General features: G+C 71.4%; 16 protein-coding genes. 6 read left to right on the top strand and 10 right to left on the bottom strand.

Features of this window, described 5'->3' with window-relative positions; genetic code table 11:
* Position 1: 1 nt before the first annotated feature.
* Positions 2-478 carry a hypothetical protein gene (locus ACIBJB_RS17775; RefSeq protein ID WP_398931427.1) on the bottom strand — a complete coding sequence of 159 codons (477 nt, stop codon included), beginning with the start codon at positions 476-478 and terminating at the stop codon, positions 2-4.
* A 76-nt stretch (positions 479-554) separates the two neighbouring features.
* Positions 555-2,270 carry a methionine--tRNA ligase gene (gene metG / locus ACIBJB_RS17780; protein ID WP_398931430.1) on the bottom strand — a complete coding sequence of 572 codons (1,716 nt, stop codon included), beginning with the start codon at positions 2,268-2,270 and terminating at the stop codon, positions 555-557.
* Positions 2,271-2,425: 155 nt separating this feature from the next.
* Here metG (ACIBJB_RS17780) and ACIBJB_RS17785 point away from each other — a divergent pair, with 155 nt between their 5' ends.
* Entirely contained in the window at positions 2,426-2,635 is a 210-nt protein-coding gene (locus tag ACIBJB_RS17785; protein ID WP_086751292.1) for a type II toxin-antitoxin system VapB family antitoxin, read from the top strand.
* Positions 2,632-3,051 carry a PIN domain nuclease gene (locus ACIBJB_RS17790; RefSeq protein WP_398931432.1) on the top strand — a complete coding sequence of 140 codons (420 nt, stop codon included), beginning with the start codon at positions 2,632-2,634 and terminating at the stop codon, positions 3,049-3,051. Before ACIBJB_RS17785 ends, ACIBJB_RS17790 begins: the two co-directional genes overlap by 4 nt.
* A 4-nt stretch (positions 3,052-3,055) precedes the next feature.
* Here the strand turns inward: ACIBJB_RS17790 and metG (ACIBJB_RS17795) are convergent, their stop codons facing one another.
* Positions 3,056-4,669, bottom strand: a complete 1,614-nt coding sequence (metG, locus tag ACIBJB_RS17795; protein ID WP_398931434.1) for a methionine--tRNA ligase — start codon at positions 4,667-4,669, stop codon at positions 3,056-3,058.
* A 76-nt stretch (positions 4,670-4,745) separates the two neighbouring features.
* Positions 4,746-6,362, bottom strand: a complete 1,617-nt coding sequence (locus ACIBJB_RS17800; protein ID WP_398931436.1) for a VWA domain-containing protein — start codon at positions 6,360-6,362, stop codon at positions 4,746-4,748.
* A gap of 272 nt (positions 6,363-6,634) precedes the next feature.
* Here ACIBJB_RS17800 and ACIBJB_RS17805 point away from each other — a divergent pair, with 272 nt between their 5' ends.
* Positions 6,635-8,695 carry a PhoX family protein gene (locus ACIBJB_RS17805; RefSeq protein ID WP_398931438.1) on the top strand — a complete coding sequence of 687 codons (2,061 nt, stop codon included), beginning with the start codon at positions 6,635-6,637 and terminating at the stop codon, positions 8,693-8,695.
* 72 nt (positions 8,696-8,767) lie between these two features.
* Here ACIBJB_RS17805 and ACIBJB_RS17810 read toward each other — a convergent pair whose 3' ends face one another.
* Together ACIBJB_RS17810 and ACIBJB_RS17815 are read right to left on the bottom strand one after the other, a co-directional pair.
* A complete protein-coding gene (locus ACIBJB_RS17810) occupies positions 8,768-9,718 on the bottom strand; it encodes an endonuclease/exonuclease/phosphatase family protein (protein ID WP_398931440.1) in 951 nt (316 codons plus the stop codon).
* Positions 9,719-9,728: 10 nt separating this feature from the next.
* Positions 9,729-10,475: an alpha/beta fold hydrolase gene (locus ACIBJB_RS17815; protein ID WP_398931443.1), complete on the bottom strand. Its 747-nt coding sequence runs from the start codon at positions 10,473-10,475 to the stop codon at positions 9,729-9,731.
* A 75-nt stretch (positions 10,476-10,550) separates the two neighbouring features.
* Between ACIBJB_RS17815 and ACIBJB_RS17820 the strand changes: the two genes are divergently transcribed.
* Positions 10,551-11,879 carry a PLP-dependent aminotransferase family protein gene (locus ACIBJB_RS17820; protein WP_398931445.1) on the top strand — a complete coding sequence of 443 codons (1,329 nt, stop codon included), beginning with the start codon at positions 10,551-10,553 and terminating at the stop codon, positions 11,877-11,879.
* Here ACIBJB_RS17820 and ACIBJB_RS17825 read toward each other — a convergent pair.
* Positions 11,788-12,618, bottom strand: a complete 831-nt coding sequence (locus ACIBJB_RS17825; RefSeq protein WP_398931447.1) for a hypothetical protein — start codon at positions 12,616-12,618, stop codon at positions 11,788-11,790. The genes ACIBJB_RS17820 and ACIBJB_RS17825 overlap by 92 nt on opposite strands.
* Positions 12,619-12,778: 160 nt before the next feature.
* Between ACIBJB_RS17825 and ACIBJB_RS17830 the strand changes: the two genes are divergently transcribed.
* Positions 12,779-13,174, top strand: a complete 396-nt coding sequence (locus tag ACIBJB_RS17830; RefSeq protein ID WP_398931449.1) for an SH3 domain-containing protein — start codon at positions 12,779-12,781, stop codon at positions 13,172-13,174.
* A gap of 50 nt (positions 13,175-13,224) precedes the next feature.
* On the opposite strand, the gene ACIBJB_RS17835 is transcribed toward ACIBJB_RS17830, so the two are convergent.
* On the bottom strand, positions 13,225-13,653 hold the full coding sequence (locus ACIBJB_RS17835; RefSeq protein WP_398931451.1) for a hypothetical protein: 429 nt from the start codon (positions 13,651-13,653) through the stop codon (positions 13,225-13,227).
* Between the two features lie 211 nt (positions 13,654-13,864).
* Here ACIBJB_RS17835 and ACIBJB_RS17840 point away from each other — a divergent pair, with 211 nt between their 5' ends.
* Entirely contained in the window at positions 13,865-15,055 is a 1,191-nt protein-coding gene (locus ACIBJB_RS17840) for a hypothetical protein (protein ID WP_398931454.1), read from the top strand.
* A 9-nt stretch (positions 15,056-15,064) separates the two neighbouring features.
* Here the strand turns inward: ACIBJB_RS17840 and ACIBJB_RS17845 are convergent, their stop codons facing one another.
* Together ACIBJB_RS17845 and ACIBJB_RS17850 are read right to left on the bottom strand one after the other, a co-directional pair.
* On the bottom strand, positions 15,065-16,300 hold the full coding sequence (locus tag ACIBJB_RS17845; protein ID WP_398931456.1) for an amidohydrolase: 1,236 nt from the start codon (positions 16,298-16,300) through the stop codon (positions 15,065-15,067).
* Between the two features lie 291 nt (positions 16,301-16,591).
* A complete protein-coding gene (locus ACIBJB_RS17850; protein WP_398931458.1) occupies positions 16,592-17,365 on the bottom strand; it encodes an NPP1 family protein in 774 nt (257 codons plus the stop codon).
* Positions 17,366-17,501 lie beyond the last annotated feature (136 nt).

Genomic DNA, 17,501 nt, shown 5'->3' on the forward strand with positions numbered 1-17,501 from the left:
CTCAGGTGTCGTAGGTCCCGTCCCACGGTTCCGCGAAGGCGAGGCGGTCCGGGTAGAGCTCTGCCCACTGCTCGCCCTCGTCCTCGCGGATCACCAGGCCGAAGCGGACGCCCTCGTGGGTGATGCTGAAGGGACGGATCGCGATGTCCGTGTAGGAGCGGCGGGGAAGGCTGCGCAGCAGGGACCCGCGGTGGACCTGGGCCCGGGTCAGCGGGGAGGCGTCACCGCTCGGGTCGCGTTGCTGTTCCGCCCAGGTACCGGCGCACCAGATGTCCGAGTCGCGGTAATTGCCCTCGGCGTCGAAGGTGTGCAGGACCGCGTACAGACGCTTCTGCTCTTCCCAGCCCTCCTCGAGGTGGAACCCCTCGGGGAAGGCATATGTGATCGACGCCAGGAACTGACCCTCCGCATACCGCCCGATCGTCTCGGTGCGGTGCTTCGGCTCGTACGCGACAGGAATGACCCCGGGCACTGCCATGGCGCAAACCATACGGCTTGGCGCGGACACGGCGATGCCCGGGTCGGTATCCGGACGGCTCCGGACTGCCCCGGTACTACTCCGGGGAGCCGCCGAAGCGCTCCTTGTACGTCTCCAGGTCCTCGTCGGTCAGCTTGGCGAAGAGGACCTGGGGGACCGTGAAGGGGGTGCCGGGGGTGAGGGCGGTGAGGGCGCGGGCCTCGTCGGCGGTGATCCAGGTGGCCGTGTCGTCCTCGAGGGCGAAGGCCTGGCGCATGGCGGCCGAGGTCGCGGGGATGAACGGCTCCGAGACCACCGCGTACAGGTGGATCAGGTTCATCGCCGTGCGCAGGGTCAGTGCCGCGCCGTCCTTGTCCGTCTTGATCTGCAGCCAGGGGGCCTTCTCCTCCAGGTAGGAGTTGCCCGCCGACCACAGGGCGCGCAGCGCCGCCGCGGCCTTGCGGAACTGGAGCGCCTCCATCTGGGACTCGTACTCCGCGAGGAGGCGGGCGATCTCCTCGCCCAACTTCGCCTCCGCCTCGCCCGGCTCGCCGCCCGCCGGGACCTCCTCGCCGAAGCGCTTCTTCGAGAAGGACAGGACGCGGTTGACGAAGTTGCCGAGGGTGTCGGCCAGGTCCTTGTTCACCGTCGCCGTGAAGTGCTCCCAGGTGAAGGACGAGTCGTCCGACTCGGGGGCGTTGGCGATCAGGAAGTAGCGCCAGTAGTCCGCCGGGAGGATGTCCAGGGCCTGGTCGGTGAAGACGCCCCGCTTCTGGGAGGTGGAGAACTTCCCGCCGTAGTACGTCAGCCAGTTGAAGGCCTTGACGTAGTCGACCTTCTTCCACGGCTCGCGCACACCGAGCTCGGTGGCCGGGAACATCACCGTGTGGAAGGGGACGTTGTCCTTCGCCATGAACTCGGTGTAGCGGACGGTGGTGTCCACGTCGTACCACCACGACTTCCAGTCCCGGTTCTCCGGGTCCAGATCCGCCCACTCCTTTGTCGCGCCGATGTACTCGATCGGGGCGTCGAACCAGACGTAGAAGACCTTGCCCTCCGCGGCCAGCTCCGGCCACGTGTCGGACGGGACGGGGACGCCCCAGTCCAGGTCACGGGTGATCGCGCGGTCGTGCAGGCCCTCGTTGAGCCACTTGCGGGCGATGGAGGCGGCGAGCTGCGGCCACTCCTCCTCGTGCGCGGCCACCCACTCCTCGACCTCGTGCTGCAGCTTCGACTGGAGCAGGAAGAGGTGCTTGGTCTCCCTGACCTCCAGGTCCGTGGAGCCGGAGATCGCCGAGCGCGGGTTGATCAGGTCGGTCGGGTCCAGGACGCGCGTGCAGTTCTCGCACTGGTCGCCGCGGGCCTTGTCGTAGCCGCAGTGCGGGCAGGTGCCCTCGACATAGCGGTCCGGGAGGAAACGGCCGTCGGTGGGCGAGTAGACCTGACGGATCGCGCGCTCTTCGATGAACCCGTTCTCGTTCAGGCGGCGGGCGAAGTGCTGGGTGATCTCGACGTTCTGCTCGCTGGAGCTGCGGCCGAAGTAGTCGAAGGCCAGCGCGAAGCCGTCGTAGACCGCCTTCTGGGCGTCGTGCGCCTGCGCGCAGAACTCGTCGACCGGCAGGCCCTGCTCCTTCGCGGCCAGCTCGGCCGGGGTGCCGTGCTCGTCCGTCGCGCAGATGTAGAGGACGTCGTGGCCGCGCTGGCGCAGGTAACGGGAGTAGACGTCCGCCGGGAGCATGGACCCCACCATGTTGCCCAGGTGCTTGATCCCGTTGATGTACGGAAGGGCGCTGGTGATGAGGTGTCGAGCCATCGGGGGCTGCTCCCAGGTCGCTGCGTGCGGTGACGGATGTCTGTTCCGGCTGCGTGGCCGGCCGTCGTACGAACTCTGAAATCGTAGTCGACCGGGGCGATCGCGAGGACCGGTGGTATATCCTGATCCGGATCGTTTATATATGGAGGTCTGCCATGTCGAAGCTGCTCATCGAGGTCGACGACGAGGCTCTGGCGGAAGCCCAGCTTCTGCTCGGCACGAAGACCAAGAAGGACACCGTCAACACCGCGCTGCTGGAAGTCGCCAAGCGCCGCAGCCGGGCCATAGCGCTGGCCAAGCTCCGTGAGAGGGGGGCGCGCGGCGACTTCGACATTCTCCTGGACAAGAGGAACTACCGCCGATGAGTGACGTCTCGTATCTGGTCGACACCTCGGCAGCCGTGCGCCTGCTCAGCAGCGACGCGTACGACGAGCAGTGGGGGCAATCGCTCGACAACGGGTTGGTCGCGCTCTGCGATCTGACCGAACTGGAGATCCTCTTCTCCGCGCGCGGACGAGCGGACCGCGAAGGCATTCAGGAAGAACTGCGGCAACTGTTCAGCTGGACCCTCATGCCCGACGGCATCTACCAGCGCGCCCGCGAGGTGCAGCAGCTTCTCACCGACAACGGGGAGCACCGCTCCGCCGGACCGGTCGACCTACTCCTCGCCGCCACGGCCGAGCTGTCGGGCCTGACCCTGCTCCACCACGACCGGGACTTCGAGACGGTCGCCGGGCGGACGGGCCAGCCGACCGCCTGGCTGTCCGAGCCCGAGTCCTGAGCTACTACGTGCTCCGCTTCTCCTCCAGACGCGGGAAGAGCACCGCGCCCTTCGTGACTCTCGAGCCGGGCCGGAGCCGGCCCCACTCGCCCGCTTCCTGGACCTTCTGGTCCGCGAGGGCGCCCAGGGATGCCTCCGCGCCGAGCGAGTCCCAGAGCTTCTGAGAGGTGTCCGGCATGACCGGGTTGAGGAGCACCGCCACCGCACGGAGCGACTCCGCGGCCGTGTAGAGGATGGTCGCCAGACGGGCCCGGCCCTCCGGTGAGCCGTCCTTGGCCACCTTCCAGGGCTCCTGCTCCGTGAGGTAGCCGTTGACCTGCTTGACGAAGTCGAAGACCGCGAGGATTCCGCCCTGGAAGTCCAGGTCGTCGCCGATGCGCTGGTCGGCCTGGGCGACGGCCTCCGCCAGCCCGGCGCGCACCGCCTTCTCCGCCTCGCCCGCCGCCGATGTCCCGGGCTCGGGAAGCACGCCGCCGAAGTACTTGCCCACCATCGCGGCGACCCGTGACGCGAGATTGCCGTAGTCGTTCGCCAGCTCACTCGTGTAGCGGGCGGAGAAGTCCTCCCAGGAGAACGAGCCGTCCTGGCCGAACGCGATCGCGCGCAGGAAGTACCAGCGGTACGCGTCCACACCGAAGTGGGACGTCAGGTCCTGGGGTCTGATGCCCGTCAGGTTCGACTTGGACATCTTCTCGCCGCCGGCCATCAGCCAGCCGTTGGCCGCGATCCTCCCGGGGAGCGGGAGGCCCTGCGCCATCAGCATCGCGGGCCAGATGATCGCGTGGAAGCGGAGGATGTCCTTGCCGACGAGGTGGACGTCGGCGGGGAAGGTGCTCTCGAACTTCGTCGGATTCTCGTTGTAGCCGACCGCCGTCGCGTAGTTCAGCAGGGCGTCGATCCACACGTAGATGACGTGCTGGTCGTCCCAGGGGACCGGGACGCCCCAGTCGAAGGTGGAGCGCGAGATGGAGAGGTCCTGGAGGCCCTGGCGTACGAAGTTCACGACCTCGTTGCGCGCCGACTCGGGCTGGATGAAGCCCGGGTTCGCCTCGTAGTGGGCGAGGAGCCGGTCGCCGTACTCGCTCAGCCTGAAGAAGTAGTTCTCCTCCTTGAGGAGCTCCACCGGCTTCTTGTGGATGGCACACAGCTGCGTTCCGTCCTCGGCCTCGATGAGGTCGCCGGGCAGTTTGTACTCCTCGCAGCCGACGCAGTACGGGCCCTCGTACCCGCCCTTGTAGATCTCCCCCTTGTCATGGAGGTCCTGGACGAACTCCCGGACCCGGTCCGTGTGACGCTTCTCCGTCGTGCGGATGAAATCGTCGTTGGCGATCTCCAGGTGCTCCCAGAGGGGCCGCCAGGCTTCGGTGACGAGCTTGTCGCACCATTCCTGCGGGCTGACGCCGTTCGCCTCCGCGGTGCGCATGATCTTCTGACCGTGCTCGTCCGTGCCGGTGAGGTACCACACCCGCTCGCCGCGCTGACGATGCCAGCGCGTGAGCACGTCGCCCGCGACGGTCGTGTAGGCGTGGCCCAGGTGAGGAGCGTCGTTGACGTAGTAGATGGGGGTGGAGACGTAGTACGCCTTCCCGCCCCGCTGCTCGGATCCGGTGGCCGCCATGGGCGGAAGCGTACCTACGCCACGGGGGCGGGGCCCGGTGATTTCCGGGCCCCGCCGTCCAGCGTCGTACTGGTTGCTACGGGCGCCAGTTCGCCAGGATGCCCTCGTAGATCTCCGCGTCCGTGAGTTCCTTCGGGGTCGCGCCCGCGAGGAAGTGGGACGTGTTGGGGAGCTTGAGCTTGCGGAGGTAGTCGAAGGCCTTGTTCTCCGGGTCACCGAAGGCGACGAACGAGAAGAAGACGGCGGGGTGGGTCTTCGCCGCCTCCGTGAGGGCCTGGGTGGCGGGGGTCTTCGCGTCCGGGGCGCCGTCCGTCTGGAAGACCACCAGGGCGGGGGTGTCGGGGGAGTTCTTGGTGTGGTGCGCGAGGACTTCCTCGACGGCCGCGTGGTAGCTGGTACGGCCCATGCGGCCGAGGCCCGCGTGGAGGTCGTCGATCTTGTTCTCGTGGTCGGTGAGGGTGAGCTCGCCGGTGCCGTCGAGTTCGGTGGAGAAGAAGACGACGTGGACCTTGGATTCGGGGTCCAGGTGGGCGGCGAGGGCGAGGGTCTGCTCGCCGAGCGCCTGGGCGGAGCCGTCCTTGTAGTACGGGCGCATGCTCGCGGAGCGGTCGAGGACGAGGTAGGTCGTGGCGGTGGTGCCGGTGAGGCCGTGGGTGGTGAGGGCGGTGGCGGCGGCGGTGTAGGCGGTGCGGAGGGTGGGGGGTACGGCGTGGTCGTTCCCACCCGCACCACCCGTGACGGTCTCGTCGTCCGCTGCGGCTGCCGCAGGGGCCGGTGTGTCGGGGGTGACAGCCGCTTCCGGCTCCCGCTCAGGGCTGACCTCAGCGGTCGGCTGCGGCTCCGGTTCTACGACGGTCTCGGGCTCCGGGTCCGAAGCCGGCTCGGGCTCGGGCGTGACCTCGGCGACCGGCTGGGCGGCCTCGATACCGACGGGCTCGGGCTCCTGGACGGAAGCCGGCTCGGGCTCGGCGGCGGCGTCGGGCGTGACCTCGGCGACCGGCTCTGCCTCGGCCTCGTCGGTGGAGTCGGGTGTGACCTCGGCCGCCGGTTCGGGCTTCGGCTCGGGAGCGGCCTCCGCGGTGGGCTTCGCCTCGGGTTCCGGAGCGGCTTCCGGCTCGGGCTCGGGCTCGACGACCGGCTCCGGTTCCGGTGCGACCTCCGCCACCAGCGGCTGCTCTTCCGCCACCGCGACCGGCTCTTCAGCGGTGGACTGCTCGGTCGCCGGCTCTTCGGCAGCGGTCGCCTCGACGGCCGCGTCCTCCGCCCCCGGCTCCTCCGCGGAGCCCCCGGACTCAGCCTCCGGCTTCTCCGGCGTCGATTCCCCGGGTACCGGCTTCTCGGCCACCGGCGTCTCAGGCGCCGCCTCGTCCGGGACCGGCTGGGCCGGGATCTCCGCGTGCTTCGGAGTCTCCGCGCCCTCCGTCGCCGGCGTCTCCGCCGAAGACGTCGGCTTTGCGGCCGCCGCCTTGTCGAAGGCCGCTGCGACCAGTTCGTGCTCGGAAGAGGTGGAGAGGGTGGAGGTACGGGGTTCGGGGACCGTGGCCGCCTTCGCAGGCGTCGGCTCGGGCGCCGGAGAGGGAAGCTTCGGTGCCGCCTCCTGCGAAGGAGTCGTCTCCGCACCCTCTGCCTCGGTGGCAGCGCCCTTGCGTGATCGGCCGCCGAACGCGTTCCGCAGGAGAGAGAGAATGCCCATGTGCGCAACCCTTCGCATGAGTTGTAGCCCGTCAATCCCTGGCCAGGACGGACACGTAAGGTTAGCGGCCCCGGAAGGCGATCTTCGGCAGGGGCAGGTACCCGGGGCTCCGGGCGTCAAGACCTACTTCCGGACTTCACCCGCGCGTGGCGTCAACTCCGCTACGTCCACCCCGGGTTCATGCACCGTTCACCGCCCCGCCCCGCTCTCGCACGGACGCGCACCTACCGTCCGTCAAGCGAGCTTCAAGGGGAAGCAAGGGGAGAGCAAAAGTGCGCAAAGAGCTGCCGTTGATCAACACCGTCCATGGACGGTCCGCCCTGACCTGCCGTTTCCGGTGTGGTGACGCCTGTTTCCACCCGGCGCCCAACACCTCCTCCAACCCGTACGTCGGCGACGTCATCGCCACCGCGCTCAGCCGCCGTTCGATGATGCGTGCCGCCGCCGTCGTGACGGTCGCCGCCGCGGCCGGCACCGCGGGCACCGTCGTCACGGCCCCGTCGGCCGAAGCCGCCGCCCAGCAGGGCACGGCCAAGTCCAGGCCCCAGGGCAAGGCCGCCCGCGGGCTCCGGTTCACCCCCGTCGCGCCCAACACCGCCGACACCGTGACCGTCCCGGCCGGCTATGCCCAGAACGTCGTCGTCCGCTGGGGCGAGCCCATCCTGCGCGGCGCCCCCGCCTTCGACCCGGACCGGCAGACCGCCGCCGCCCAGGCCGGCCAGTTCGGGTACAACAACGACTTCCTCGCGCTGCTGCCCCTCCCGGGCGAGCGCGGCCAGCAGGTACTCGTCGCCAACCACGAGTACACCGACGAAGTGCTCATGTTCCGTGGCTACGACGCCGCCAATCCCACCCGTGAGCAGGTCGAGATCGCCTGGGCCGCGCACGGTCTCGGCGTCGTCGTGGTGGAGGAGAACAAGAAGAACGGCGCGCTCACCCTCGTACCCCGGCACCACCTCAACCGGCGCGTCACCGCCACCACCGAGTTCCGGCTGACCGGGCCCGCCGCCGGGTCCGACCTGCTCAGGACCTCCGCCGACCCCACGGGCCGCAAGGTCCTCGGCACGCTCAACAACTGCTCCGGCGGTACGACCCCCTGGGGCACCACCCTCCACGGCGAGGAGAACTTCAACCAGTACTTCGCCAACGCCGGCCGGGCGACGGACAAGCGGTACGGGATCGGGACGGGCGCCAGCGAGCGCAAGTGGGAGCGGTTCGACAAGCGGTTCGACGTCGCCCAGGAGCCAAACGAGGTGCACCGCTTCGGGTACGTCGTCGAGCTCGACCCCTACGACCCCTCCTCCACGCCTCGCAAGCACACCGTGCTCGGCCGGTTCAAGCACGAGGGCGCGACCGTGCGGCTCACGCACGACGGGCGGCCGGTCGTGTACTCCGGGGACGACGAGCGGTTCGACTACTTCTACAAGTTCGTCGGCAGCAAGCGGATGAAGCACGGCGGCGGCAGGGCCGTACGGGAGCACAACCTCTCCCTGCTCGACGAGGGAACCCTGTACGTCGCCCGCCTCACCGGTGACTCCCCCGCCCTCGAGATCGACGGAACCGGGAAGCTTCCCGCCGACGGGGAGTTCGACGGCGGCGGGGAATGGATTCCGCTGGTCACGGCCACGACGAAGGGTGCCGTGTCGCACGTCGAGGGGATGACCGCCGACGAGGTGTGCGTCTTCACCCGGCTCGCCGGTGACAAGGTCGGGGCGACCAAGATGGACCGGCCCGAGGACATCGAGCCGAACCCGCACTCGGGCAAGGTGTACGTCGCGCTCACCAACAACACCAACCGCGGTGTCGGCACCAACGCCCCCGCCGACGAGGCGAACCCCCGCAACGCCAACAAGCACGGGCACATCCTCGAGCTCACCGAGCGGTGGAACCGGGCCGACAGCACGACGTTCGCCTGGACGCTGTTCCTCGTCGCCGGGGACCCGGAGGACCCCGCCACCTACTTCGCGGGCTTCCCGAAGGACGCCGTGAGCCCCATTTCCTGCCCGGACAACGTGGCCTTCGATCCCCACGGGAACCTGTGGATCTCCACGGACGGGAACCAGCTGGGGTCGCACGACGGGCTTTTCGGTGTCGCCACGAAGGGGGAGCGGCGGGGTGAGCTCAAGCAGTTCCTGACCGTGCCGACGGGGGCCGAGACGTGTGGCCCGCTGGTGCAGGACCGGCGGGTGCTGGTGGCGGTGCAGCACCCGGGGGAGATCAGCGGGGCGACGGTGGAGACGCCGGCGAGCACCTGGCCCGACGGCCCGGGGAAGATCGTGCGGCCGGCGGTCGTGGCGGTGTGGCGCAAGGACGGTGCCGATATCGGGCTGTAGCGGCGGCACACGGCGGCACACGGCCGAACAGGGCGGCACCTCCACAGTCCAGGTGCGACACGGGCACCCGGGTCACCCGGGCCCGTGCAGCGCGATGTCCACCAGCAGGGCACGGTGGTCGGTGTCCGCCAGGTCCAGGAAGTGGGCGTCGCCCGCCGAGAAGTCCTCCGACACCAGCACGTGGTCGATCTGCGCGCCGATGGCCGGGGCGGTGCGGGCCGGCCAGGTGGGCGTGCGGCCGGAGCCCGCGAGGCGGGCCGCGTCGCGCAGCCCGGTGTCGAGGATCGCGCGGAAGGCCGCATGGTCCTGGGAGGCGTTGAAGTCGCCGGCCAGGACGGTCGGGGTGCGGCCCATGGCGGCGGCGAAGTCGCGCAGCATGCCCAACTCCCGCCGCCACAGGTCCACTTGGCCCGGCAGCGGGGGCATCGGGTGCGCGAGTTGCAGCCGTACGGCGTGACCGTGCACGTCGGCGACGGCCCCGGGCATGCCCATGGTGCTCCCCGGGATCCCGGCGGCGGGCTTCAGGGGGAAGCGGCTGAGGACGACGGACCCCGTCGAGCCGGCGCCCTCCACGGACCGCCGGTACGGATAGTCCTCGGACAGGGACCGCCGCAGGGCCGCCGAGCAGCCGTAGTCGCACTCCTCCACGAACACGACGTCCGGTCTCTCCTCGCGGACGGCGGCGGTGAGGGCGTCGGTGGCCCCTCCGAACTCGACGTTCGAGGTCAGGACGCGGAAGGAGGCGAGCACCCGGCCGTCCGGCTCGCCGCCCTGTCCGTACGGGGCGATGAACCACGCCAGCAGCCCGAGGAGTACGCCCGCCCAGATCGTCCCGGGCCACCACCGGGTGAGCAGGGTGAGGGCCAGGCCCGCTCCGGCGGGCGCGAGCAGCCACGGGAGGAAGGCGAGGAGCTGGGGGACGGGGGTGACGCCGTCCGTGTCGGCGAGCCGGCAGCCCAGGATCACGCTCACGGCGGCGAAGAGCAGGGCGGCGCTCCAGATACCGAGCCTTCGGCGGGTCACCGTCCCGAGCCTACGAGCGGGCGTCGAGCTTCGCCAGGAACTCCCCGAGCACGGCGTTGAACTCCGACGGCCGTTCCAGGTTGGGCAGGTGAGCGGCCCCCTCGAAGACGTGCAGTTCCGACTCCGGGAGCGCCGCGTGCATGGCCTGCGCGTCGGCGACCGGCGTGTAGGTGTCGTCGGCGCCCACGGCCACCAGCGCCGGGACGGTGACGCGGGTCAGCAGCTCGCGGTAATCGGGGCGGGCGGCGCGGGCGCGCAGGGCCGCCGCGGCGGACTCCGGCCGGGTGGCCGTCATCATGCCGTGCACATGCGTCTTGACCTCGGGGGAGGCGTGCGGCGCGACCATCTTCTCCAGCACCTCGTCGGCGTACCCGTGCATGCCCTCGCGCAGCAGCCGGTCCGCCGTCGCGTGCCGGACCCGCACCCCCTCGGGGGTCTCCGCCGCCGGGAAGGTGTCGGCGAGGACCAGACCCCGGATCCGCCCCGGGAAGAGCCGGTAGCAGTCCATGGCGATCTGGCCACCCATGGACAGGCCCGCCAGCACGCACGCCGTCACGTCCCGTTCGTCCAGCAGCGCCCCGATGTCCTGGGCGAACCGCTCGAAGCGCTCGACCGGCGCGGGCGGCACCACGGCGCCGTACCCGCGCAGGTCCGGGGCGATGACGCGGCGGGAGGCGGAGAACGCCTCGATCTGCGGGCGCCACATCGTGTGGTCGAAGGGGTGGCCGTGGACCAGGACCAGGGGGATCGCCGTCATGACGCCGACCCTAGATCGGCCCGACTTCTCGGTGCAATAAAATCTTTGCCCTCAGTGCAATCACAGGGGGCCTTGGTGCACGACTACCGCCGTATCGCCGACCGCATAGCCGCCGACATCACCACCGGACGGCTCCGGCCGGGCGAACGACTGCCCCCGCAGCGGAAGTTCGCGCGCCGGCACGGGATCGCCGCGTCGACGGCGGAGCGGGCGTACGGCGAACTCGTACGGCGAGGCCTGGTCGTCGGGGAGGTGGGGCGCGGCACCTTCGTGAAGGCCACCGCGCCGGTGCGGCCCGGCCGGGGGCTCATCGAGGACGCGGGGGCGCCCGTCAACCTGGAGCTCACCTACCCGTCCGCCGAAGGCCAGTCCGAGCTCCTCGCCGACGCCCTCGCGCCCCTGCTGCGCCCCGACGTCCTGACCGAGGCCCTCCGCCCGGCCGCCGCCACCGGCACCCCGGCCGCCCGCGAGGCCGTCGCCGCGCTCCTCGCCACCCCGGGCTGGCGCCCCGACCCGTCCCGGATCCTCTTCACGGGCAACGCCCGCCAGTCCGTCGCCGCCGCCCTCGCCTCCCTGGTACGGCCGGGCGGCCGGGTCGGCGTCGAGGAGCTGACGTACCCCGTGGTCAAGGAGATCGCGGTCCGGCTCGGCATCACGCTGGTACCGCTGGCCACGGACGAGGAGGGCCTGCGCCCCGAGTCGGTGGCCGCCGCCCATCGCACGGCGCCCCTGTCGGCCCTCTATGTGCAGCCGACCCTGCACAATCCGACGTCGGTGACGACGAGTTGCGAGCGCAGGCGTCAACTCGCCCTGGCGGTGAGCGACTTGGACCTTCCCGTCGTGGAGGACCGCATCTGGTCGTTCCTCGCGGAGAACGACGATCCGCTCGCCGCCCTCGCCCCCGACCTCACCCACGTCGTCGACGGTCTCTCCAAGCGGGTCGCGCCCGGGCTCACCGTCGGCTTTCTCGTCGTACCGGAGAAACGGGTGGACGCGGTGGCGGACGCCGTCCGTTCCGGTGGGTGGAGTGCGGGGCGGTTCGCGCTGGAGGCGGGGGTGCGGTGGACGGCGGACGGGACCGTGGCGCGGCTGGTCGAGGCGAAGCGGGCCGACGCGGCGCGCAGGCAGCGGGTGCTGGCCGAGTGCCTGGGCGGGTTCGACGTACGGTCCGATCCGCGCGCGTACTACGCCTGGTGGCAGCTCCCGGCCCCCTGGCGGGCGGACACCTTCACGGCCGCCGCCGCGGCGCTCGGTATCGCCCTCGCGTCCGGGCCCTCCTTCGCCGTCGACCCGAACCGCACCCCGGACGCGGTCAGGCTCGGGCTCGCGTCGGCTGCCGTGCCGGATCTGGAACGGGCGCTGCGGGCCCTCGCCGGGCTCGCGGCCGGCCGTACCGACCGGTGAGCCAGCAGGTCAGAGCCACCGCGAGACCCACGGCCACGAGCAGCCAGGAGACCGTGCGCAAGGTGGCGGTCAGGGCGTCGTAGACGGCGCCCACGGCCGGGCGGTGCACCGGGTCGGGCAGATCGGTGAGGGTGAGCCGGCGGCCCACGGCGACGGCGAGGCTCAGCAGCGCGCCGCCGAGTGCCGTGCCGAGGGCGGTCGCGGTGAGGGCGCGGCGGCGGCAGGCGGCGACCGCGATCCCCGCGGCGGCGAGGACGGCGGCCGAGACGGGCAGCCAGAAACCGGCGACTTCGAGCACGTCGTAGCCCTTCCGGAGACGGTCGAGTTGGGAGGCCGGGAGCACGGTGACCTCGGTGGGGGGCAGGGTGACCCGGTGCTCCACCCGGGCGGCGATCGGGGCGATGTCGACGGTCACCTCGTGGTGGCCACCGTCCCGGACGGCCCTCAACACGGCCTGGTGGACGGCTCTGTTGCCCTCGTCCCACGCGGTGCCGAAGGCCGGGGTCCGGGTGAAGGAGCGCACCAAGGGCCGTACCGGCTCGCCGACTTCGCCCTCCACCGCGTCCGCGACGCTGTCCCGCACGGCGGGGTCGGTGGCGAGCGGTGCCATCGTCGTGACGTACCGGCCCGTGTCGGCGAGGCCGTACGCCGCCCAGGCCGCCACCGCGCCGAAGGGCACGAGCAGGCAGGCCAGGGCGATCAGGGCGGCCGACAGGGCGCCGCGGACACGAGAGGTCACCCTTCAAGGCAAAACGACGGCGGGCGGCCGCGCGAGCCGTGGAGCCGCGGATTCGGCCCTCCGGTGGAGGGTTCACCCGAACGGGTGTCTCATGGATCAAGGGAGATGAAGGGAGATCAGGGGAGGTCAGGGGGAGATTCGGGGAGAAGGAGGCCGATCCATGCGCACCACTACGGGCCTGCGGACCCTGGCCCTGGCCATGCTCACCGGCACCACGCTCACCGTCACGGCGGTGGGCGGCTTCGCGGCGGCGGCCCCGCCCACGTACGCCGAAGGCCATGGGCACGGCGGTCCGATCCGGGGCACCGTCGTCTCCCGCACCCCGATCGACGTGCGGGCCGCGCCCACCACGCACTCCGCCGTCGTCGCCCGGCTCTCGCCGGGCAGCCAGGACCGGGTGACGTGCATGGTCCGCGGACAGAGCGTCAACGGCAACCCGTACTGGTACTGGTTCACCGGCGCCCGGGGCTGGGTCAGCGCCGCATTCGTCGACACCGGTCGGCGTTCCGTGCCGGCCTGTGCGGATCCGTGTCCGCAGTGGAAGAACGTGGGATGAGGGATGCCGTGGACCCCGGCCGTTTCCTGGCCGGGGTCCACGTGCGTCCGCTAGCGGATCCGGTTCCCCTCGCCGTCCTCGCGCGTGTAGTAGCGGTAGAAGAACACGACGAAGATCCCCGCCGCGACCGCCATCCCCAGCGCCGTCGAGCGCAGCACGCTCTGTCCCGCCTGGCTGTACAGGAACCCGACGGCCGCCCCGGCGAAACCGGACTTCACGGCCGAGTGGAGCTCCCGCTTCAGCAGCGGGGCGAACGTCGCCACGGCGATGCACAGCACGATGAACGCGAGCGCCGTGACACAGCCGAACAGCACGTTCCAGCCGGTGATCGGCCCGCCGTCACGACGGTTCGCCGCGGCCCAGTAGCCGTAGACCAGCCCGAGCACGACCGGGATGCCGTACCTGGCGGCCGTGTGCACCTTGGCGCCGAAGACCGCGGGTGTCCGGGCGAATCCGCCCGCGGGTGCCGTATGAGCCATGAGAGCACTCCTCTCTCTCCACCCCCCGATACGCCCCCGCCTTCCAGAGCACACCTGGGAAGGGGCCCTGGCAAGTCGGATGCCGTGTTCGCCATCCGCCGGGCCGACGAGCGGGCAGGAATGGGACGTTTGCCGCCCTGGGAACTCCCCTTCGCAGCCACAGCGGTTACCGTGCTGCCGTACGTGATCGACGGGGGATGGGGAGGGACCGATGCCCGGAACCGTGCTGCTGCTCGCCGCCTCACCGGTGGGCAAGAGCCGTCTGGTGGACGCGGCGTCCGTGCTTCCCGTCCTCGCGGCCGTGCCGCCCGCCGTACTCTCCGGCACCGACACGGCCAATGTCGTGGAGCTCGCCGACCCCCTGGAACCGCAGGCCGTCCTGACCCGGCTGCGCGCCGTCGCGGCCACGCCGGGCCCGCTCACCGTCTTCATCGCGGGCCAGCTCGCCCTGGACCGCCGCCAGCACCTCCCCCACCTCGCGCTGGCCCGCACCACCCCGGCCACCGTGCGCTACACCGCGCTGCCCTGGCAGTGGATCCGTGAGGAGTTCCGGCTGCGGTCCCCCGGTTCGACGACCCTCCTGGTCGACCTGCACGCCGACGCGGAGGCGTGGGGATGGCTGCGGACGCACGCACTCGACTCCGGGCGCAACAACGCGGTGTTCGGGCGGATCGCGCCGCCGCCCTCCCGGCGTACGGTGGCCGTGCCGGCGTACATGAAGACGATCGCGACGATTCTGCGCAGCGGGTGGCGTCCGCCGGTGGAGCAGTTGCATCAGCAGGCGTTCGGTCGGCTGGGCCCTGACGCCTACGGGGACGTCGTGCTGACGGTGCCGCCCGCTCCGGTGGCCGTCCCCGGCGGCTTCGCCCCCAGACCCCCCTATCGGCCTGAACGGCCTCGTCCGCAAACGCCGGACGGGGGGCTGGTGGGCGCAGGAGGGGCTCCTCAAGTGCCGGCCGTCGGTCCGCCCCAGCCGCAGGACCCCCACGTCCAGATCACCGCCGCCGTCCAGGCCGGCCGGTACCAGGACGCCGACGCGCTCGCCCTGGCGCACGAGCAGGCCGCCACGCGTGCGCACGGGGTGGCGTCCGAACAGGCCCTGCACTGGTCGGAGGTGCGGGCGGACCTGGCGATGTTCGCGCGGGACTCGGCGCGCAGTTGCGGGATCTGGCTGACCGTGGCGGAGACGCGGCTGACCGCCGGGCAGAGCCCGGACGCGCCGGCCGTGGAGAAGGCCGTGGACCGTGCCCACCACCAGTGGGGGCAGGTCCGTGACAAGGCCCGGGCCCAGGAACTCGGCTCCCTGCTCGCGCAGTTGCGCACCCGCGTTCCCGGCCGTCGCCCGGGCGCCCTGGAGAACGTACAGAAGCAGCTGCGGGAGCTGCAGGCGACACCGTTCTAGGACACCGATTCACACGAGGTACGCCAGCGCCCCCGACACCAGCGTCCGCACCCCCGGCGCCACCGTCGACAGGTCCGGGGCGAAGTGCGGGCTGTGGTTGCTGGGGACGGCGTCGAACTTCTCCATCAGGTCCGCGCCCGGCGCCGCTTCCCAGGTCGCGGCGGGGGTGGAGGTCACGAACCAGTAGGAGTACGGGAGTTCGCCGAGCGCGAGCTTCGAGAAGTCCTCGCTGGCCATCGCCGGGCCGGGGTCGAAGACGGTGTCGGCGCCGAAGACCTCGCGGTGCACGGCGGCGATCCGGTGGTCGGTCTCCGGGTCGTTGACCGTGGCCGGGAACGAGCCGCCCAGGGTCACCTCGGGTTCGCGCGGGCAGCCCGCCGCATGGCACTCGCCCTCGGTGATGCGGCGGATCGCGGCGATCATCCGGTCCCGTACCGCCTCGGACTGGGTGCGCAGGTTCAGGGAGATACGGGCGGTGGCGGGGATGATGTTCGGCGCCGTGCCCGCCTCGATCCGGCCGACGGTCAGCACGGCCGACTCGCGCGGCTTGATCTCCCGGCTGACGACCGTCTGCAGCCGCGTGACGATGTACGCGGCCGTCACGACCGGGTCGACCGTCGTCTCGGGGCGCGAGCCGTGGCCGCCCCGGCCGTGCACCACGATCTCCACGTCCGTCGTCGCCGACATGATCAGGCCGGGCACGTGCGCGTACAGTCCGGCGGGCCCCGGCACCACATGCTGGCCGAGCAGGACGTCCGGGCGCGGGACACGGTCGTAGAGCCCGTCGGCGACCATCGCGGCCGCCCCACCGCCGGCCTCCTCGGCGGGCTGCCCCACCAGGAGCAGCGTCCCGGACCAGGCGTCCCGGCCGTCCGCGAGCGCCTTCGCCGCCCCCGCCAGCCAGGTCACGTGCAGGTCGTGCCCGCAGGCGTGCATCACCCCGGGCGTCTCCGAGGCGTACGACAGCCCGGTCCGCTCCTCGACCGGCAGCGCGTCCATGTCGGCGCGCAGCAGGACGGTGGGCCCGTCGCCGTTGCGCAGCAGGCCCACGACGCCGGTGCCGGCGATGCCCTCGGCCGTCTCGAATCCGGCCGCCTTCAGCCGCTCGGCCAGCCGGGCCGCCGTGCGGTGCTCCTCGAACGACAGCTCGGGGTGGCGGTGCAGGTCCCGGTAGAAGTCCTCGAGGTCGGGGACCGGGAGGTCGGCGGTGAGTTCCAGGGCGGTGCGGGCGGCGGAAGACTTCATGCGGGCAGCGTAGGGGCCGGGGGGAGTCACCGGCAGGGGGCGGGTCCCGAGACCGGGTCCCGGCGTCGGCGACGAGACGACCCAGTCGATGAGGCAGCGCGGGGAGTGGATACAGACCGCGGAGGAACCGTCGATGCGGGCCAGGGGCAGCACGGTGCGGAAGCGGACAGGCCTGCCGGGCGGCGCCGACATGAGGGTCTTGGCGGCACGTGAACGCCGGGCGCGAGCGAGCGGCCGCCGACGCCAAGGGGGAGTGGGCGTCGGCGGCCGCGGTCCGCGGGGGTCCGTGGGTCAGAAGGCGGGGACCGCGGAGGGCCGGGCCTTGTTGACGTTGCTGATGAAGTTCTTGCCGATCTGGAAGTTGGCGCTGCCCCAGTCGGTGTTGTTCAGCTTGCCCTGCAGGGTGCTGTTCAGCCCGGGGAAGTTGACCAGCGCGGGCGTGTCCCAGCCGCCGTTGCCCCAGGCCACCGGCTTCTCGCCCCACTTGGCGAAGCGGAAGGGGTGGTCCTTCGGGCCGTCCTTGTGGTAGACGATCTCGACGTGGTTGCCGTTCATCGGCACCTCGTTGATCGGGTGGGTGCTGTAGCCGCCGTGCCGGGACGCGGCCAGGTAGCGCGGCTTCTCCTCGCCCTGCTTCTGGAAGACCACGACGGACTCCCAGTCGTGGCGGTGCCCGGCCCCGGAGATGCCGGTGGGGTCGGCCTGGTCCTTCTCGAAGTACAGCGCGTAGACGTACGCGCACCAGCCGTTCTTGCACTGCGACTGCGCGTAGGTGTTGGCCTTGCCGAGGTGATTCTTGCGGCACCCGCCCGTGAGCGAGCCGGACGGGTTGAGGCCGCCGTTGACGTTGCCGTTCGCATCGACGGCCGCCGCCGGGAAACAGCTGTCCGAGTCGTAGTCGAAGTACGGCTGGTACTTCGCCTGGAACGTGCTGCCGCTGTACGGGAGGGGGTTCAGGACGCCTGCGCTGGCGCTGCCCGCCATGCCGACGGCCAGGGCGGCGGCGCTGCCGAGCACGAGGGCTGCCTTGCCGAGGCGGGACTTCGTCTTGCGGGTCTGTGACATGCGGGTGCTCCGGATGATCGCTGTGTGTGGGGTGGTGCCACGCCGTGATCCGGCCTGGCGGGACCGAGCCTGGCGACCGGAGCGTTGATGGGCAGCCCCTTCCATCAGGGCAAACAAAGCAATCAACCAGGGGGTG

The organism is Streptomyces sp. NPDC050759 (assembly GCF_044456945.1).
GTDB lineage: Bacteria > Actinomycetota > Actinomycetes > Streptomycetales > Streptomycetaceae > Streptomyces.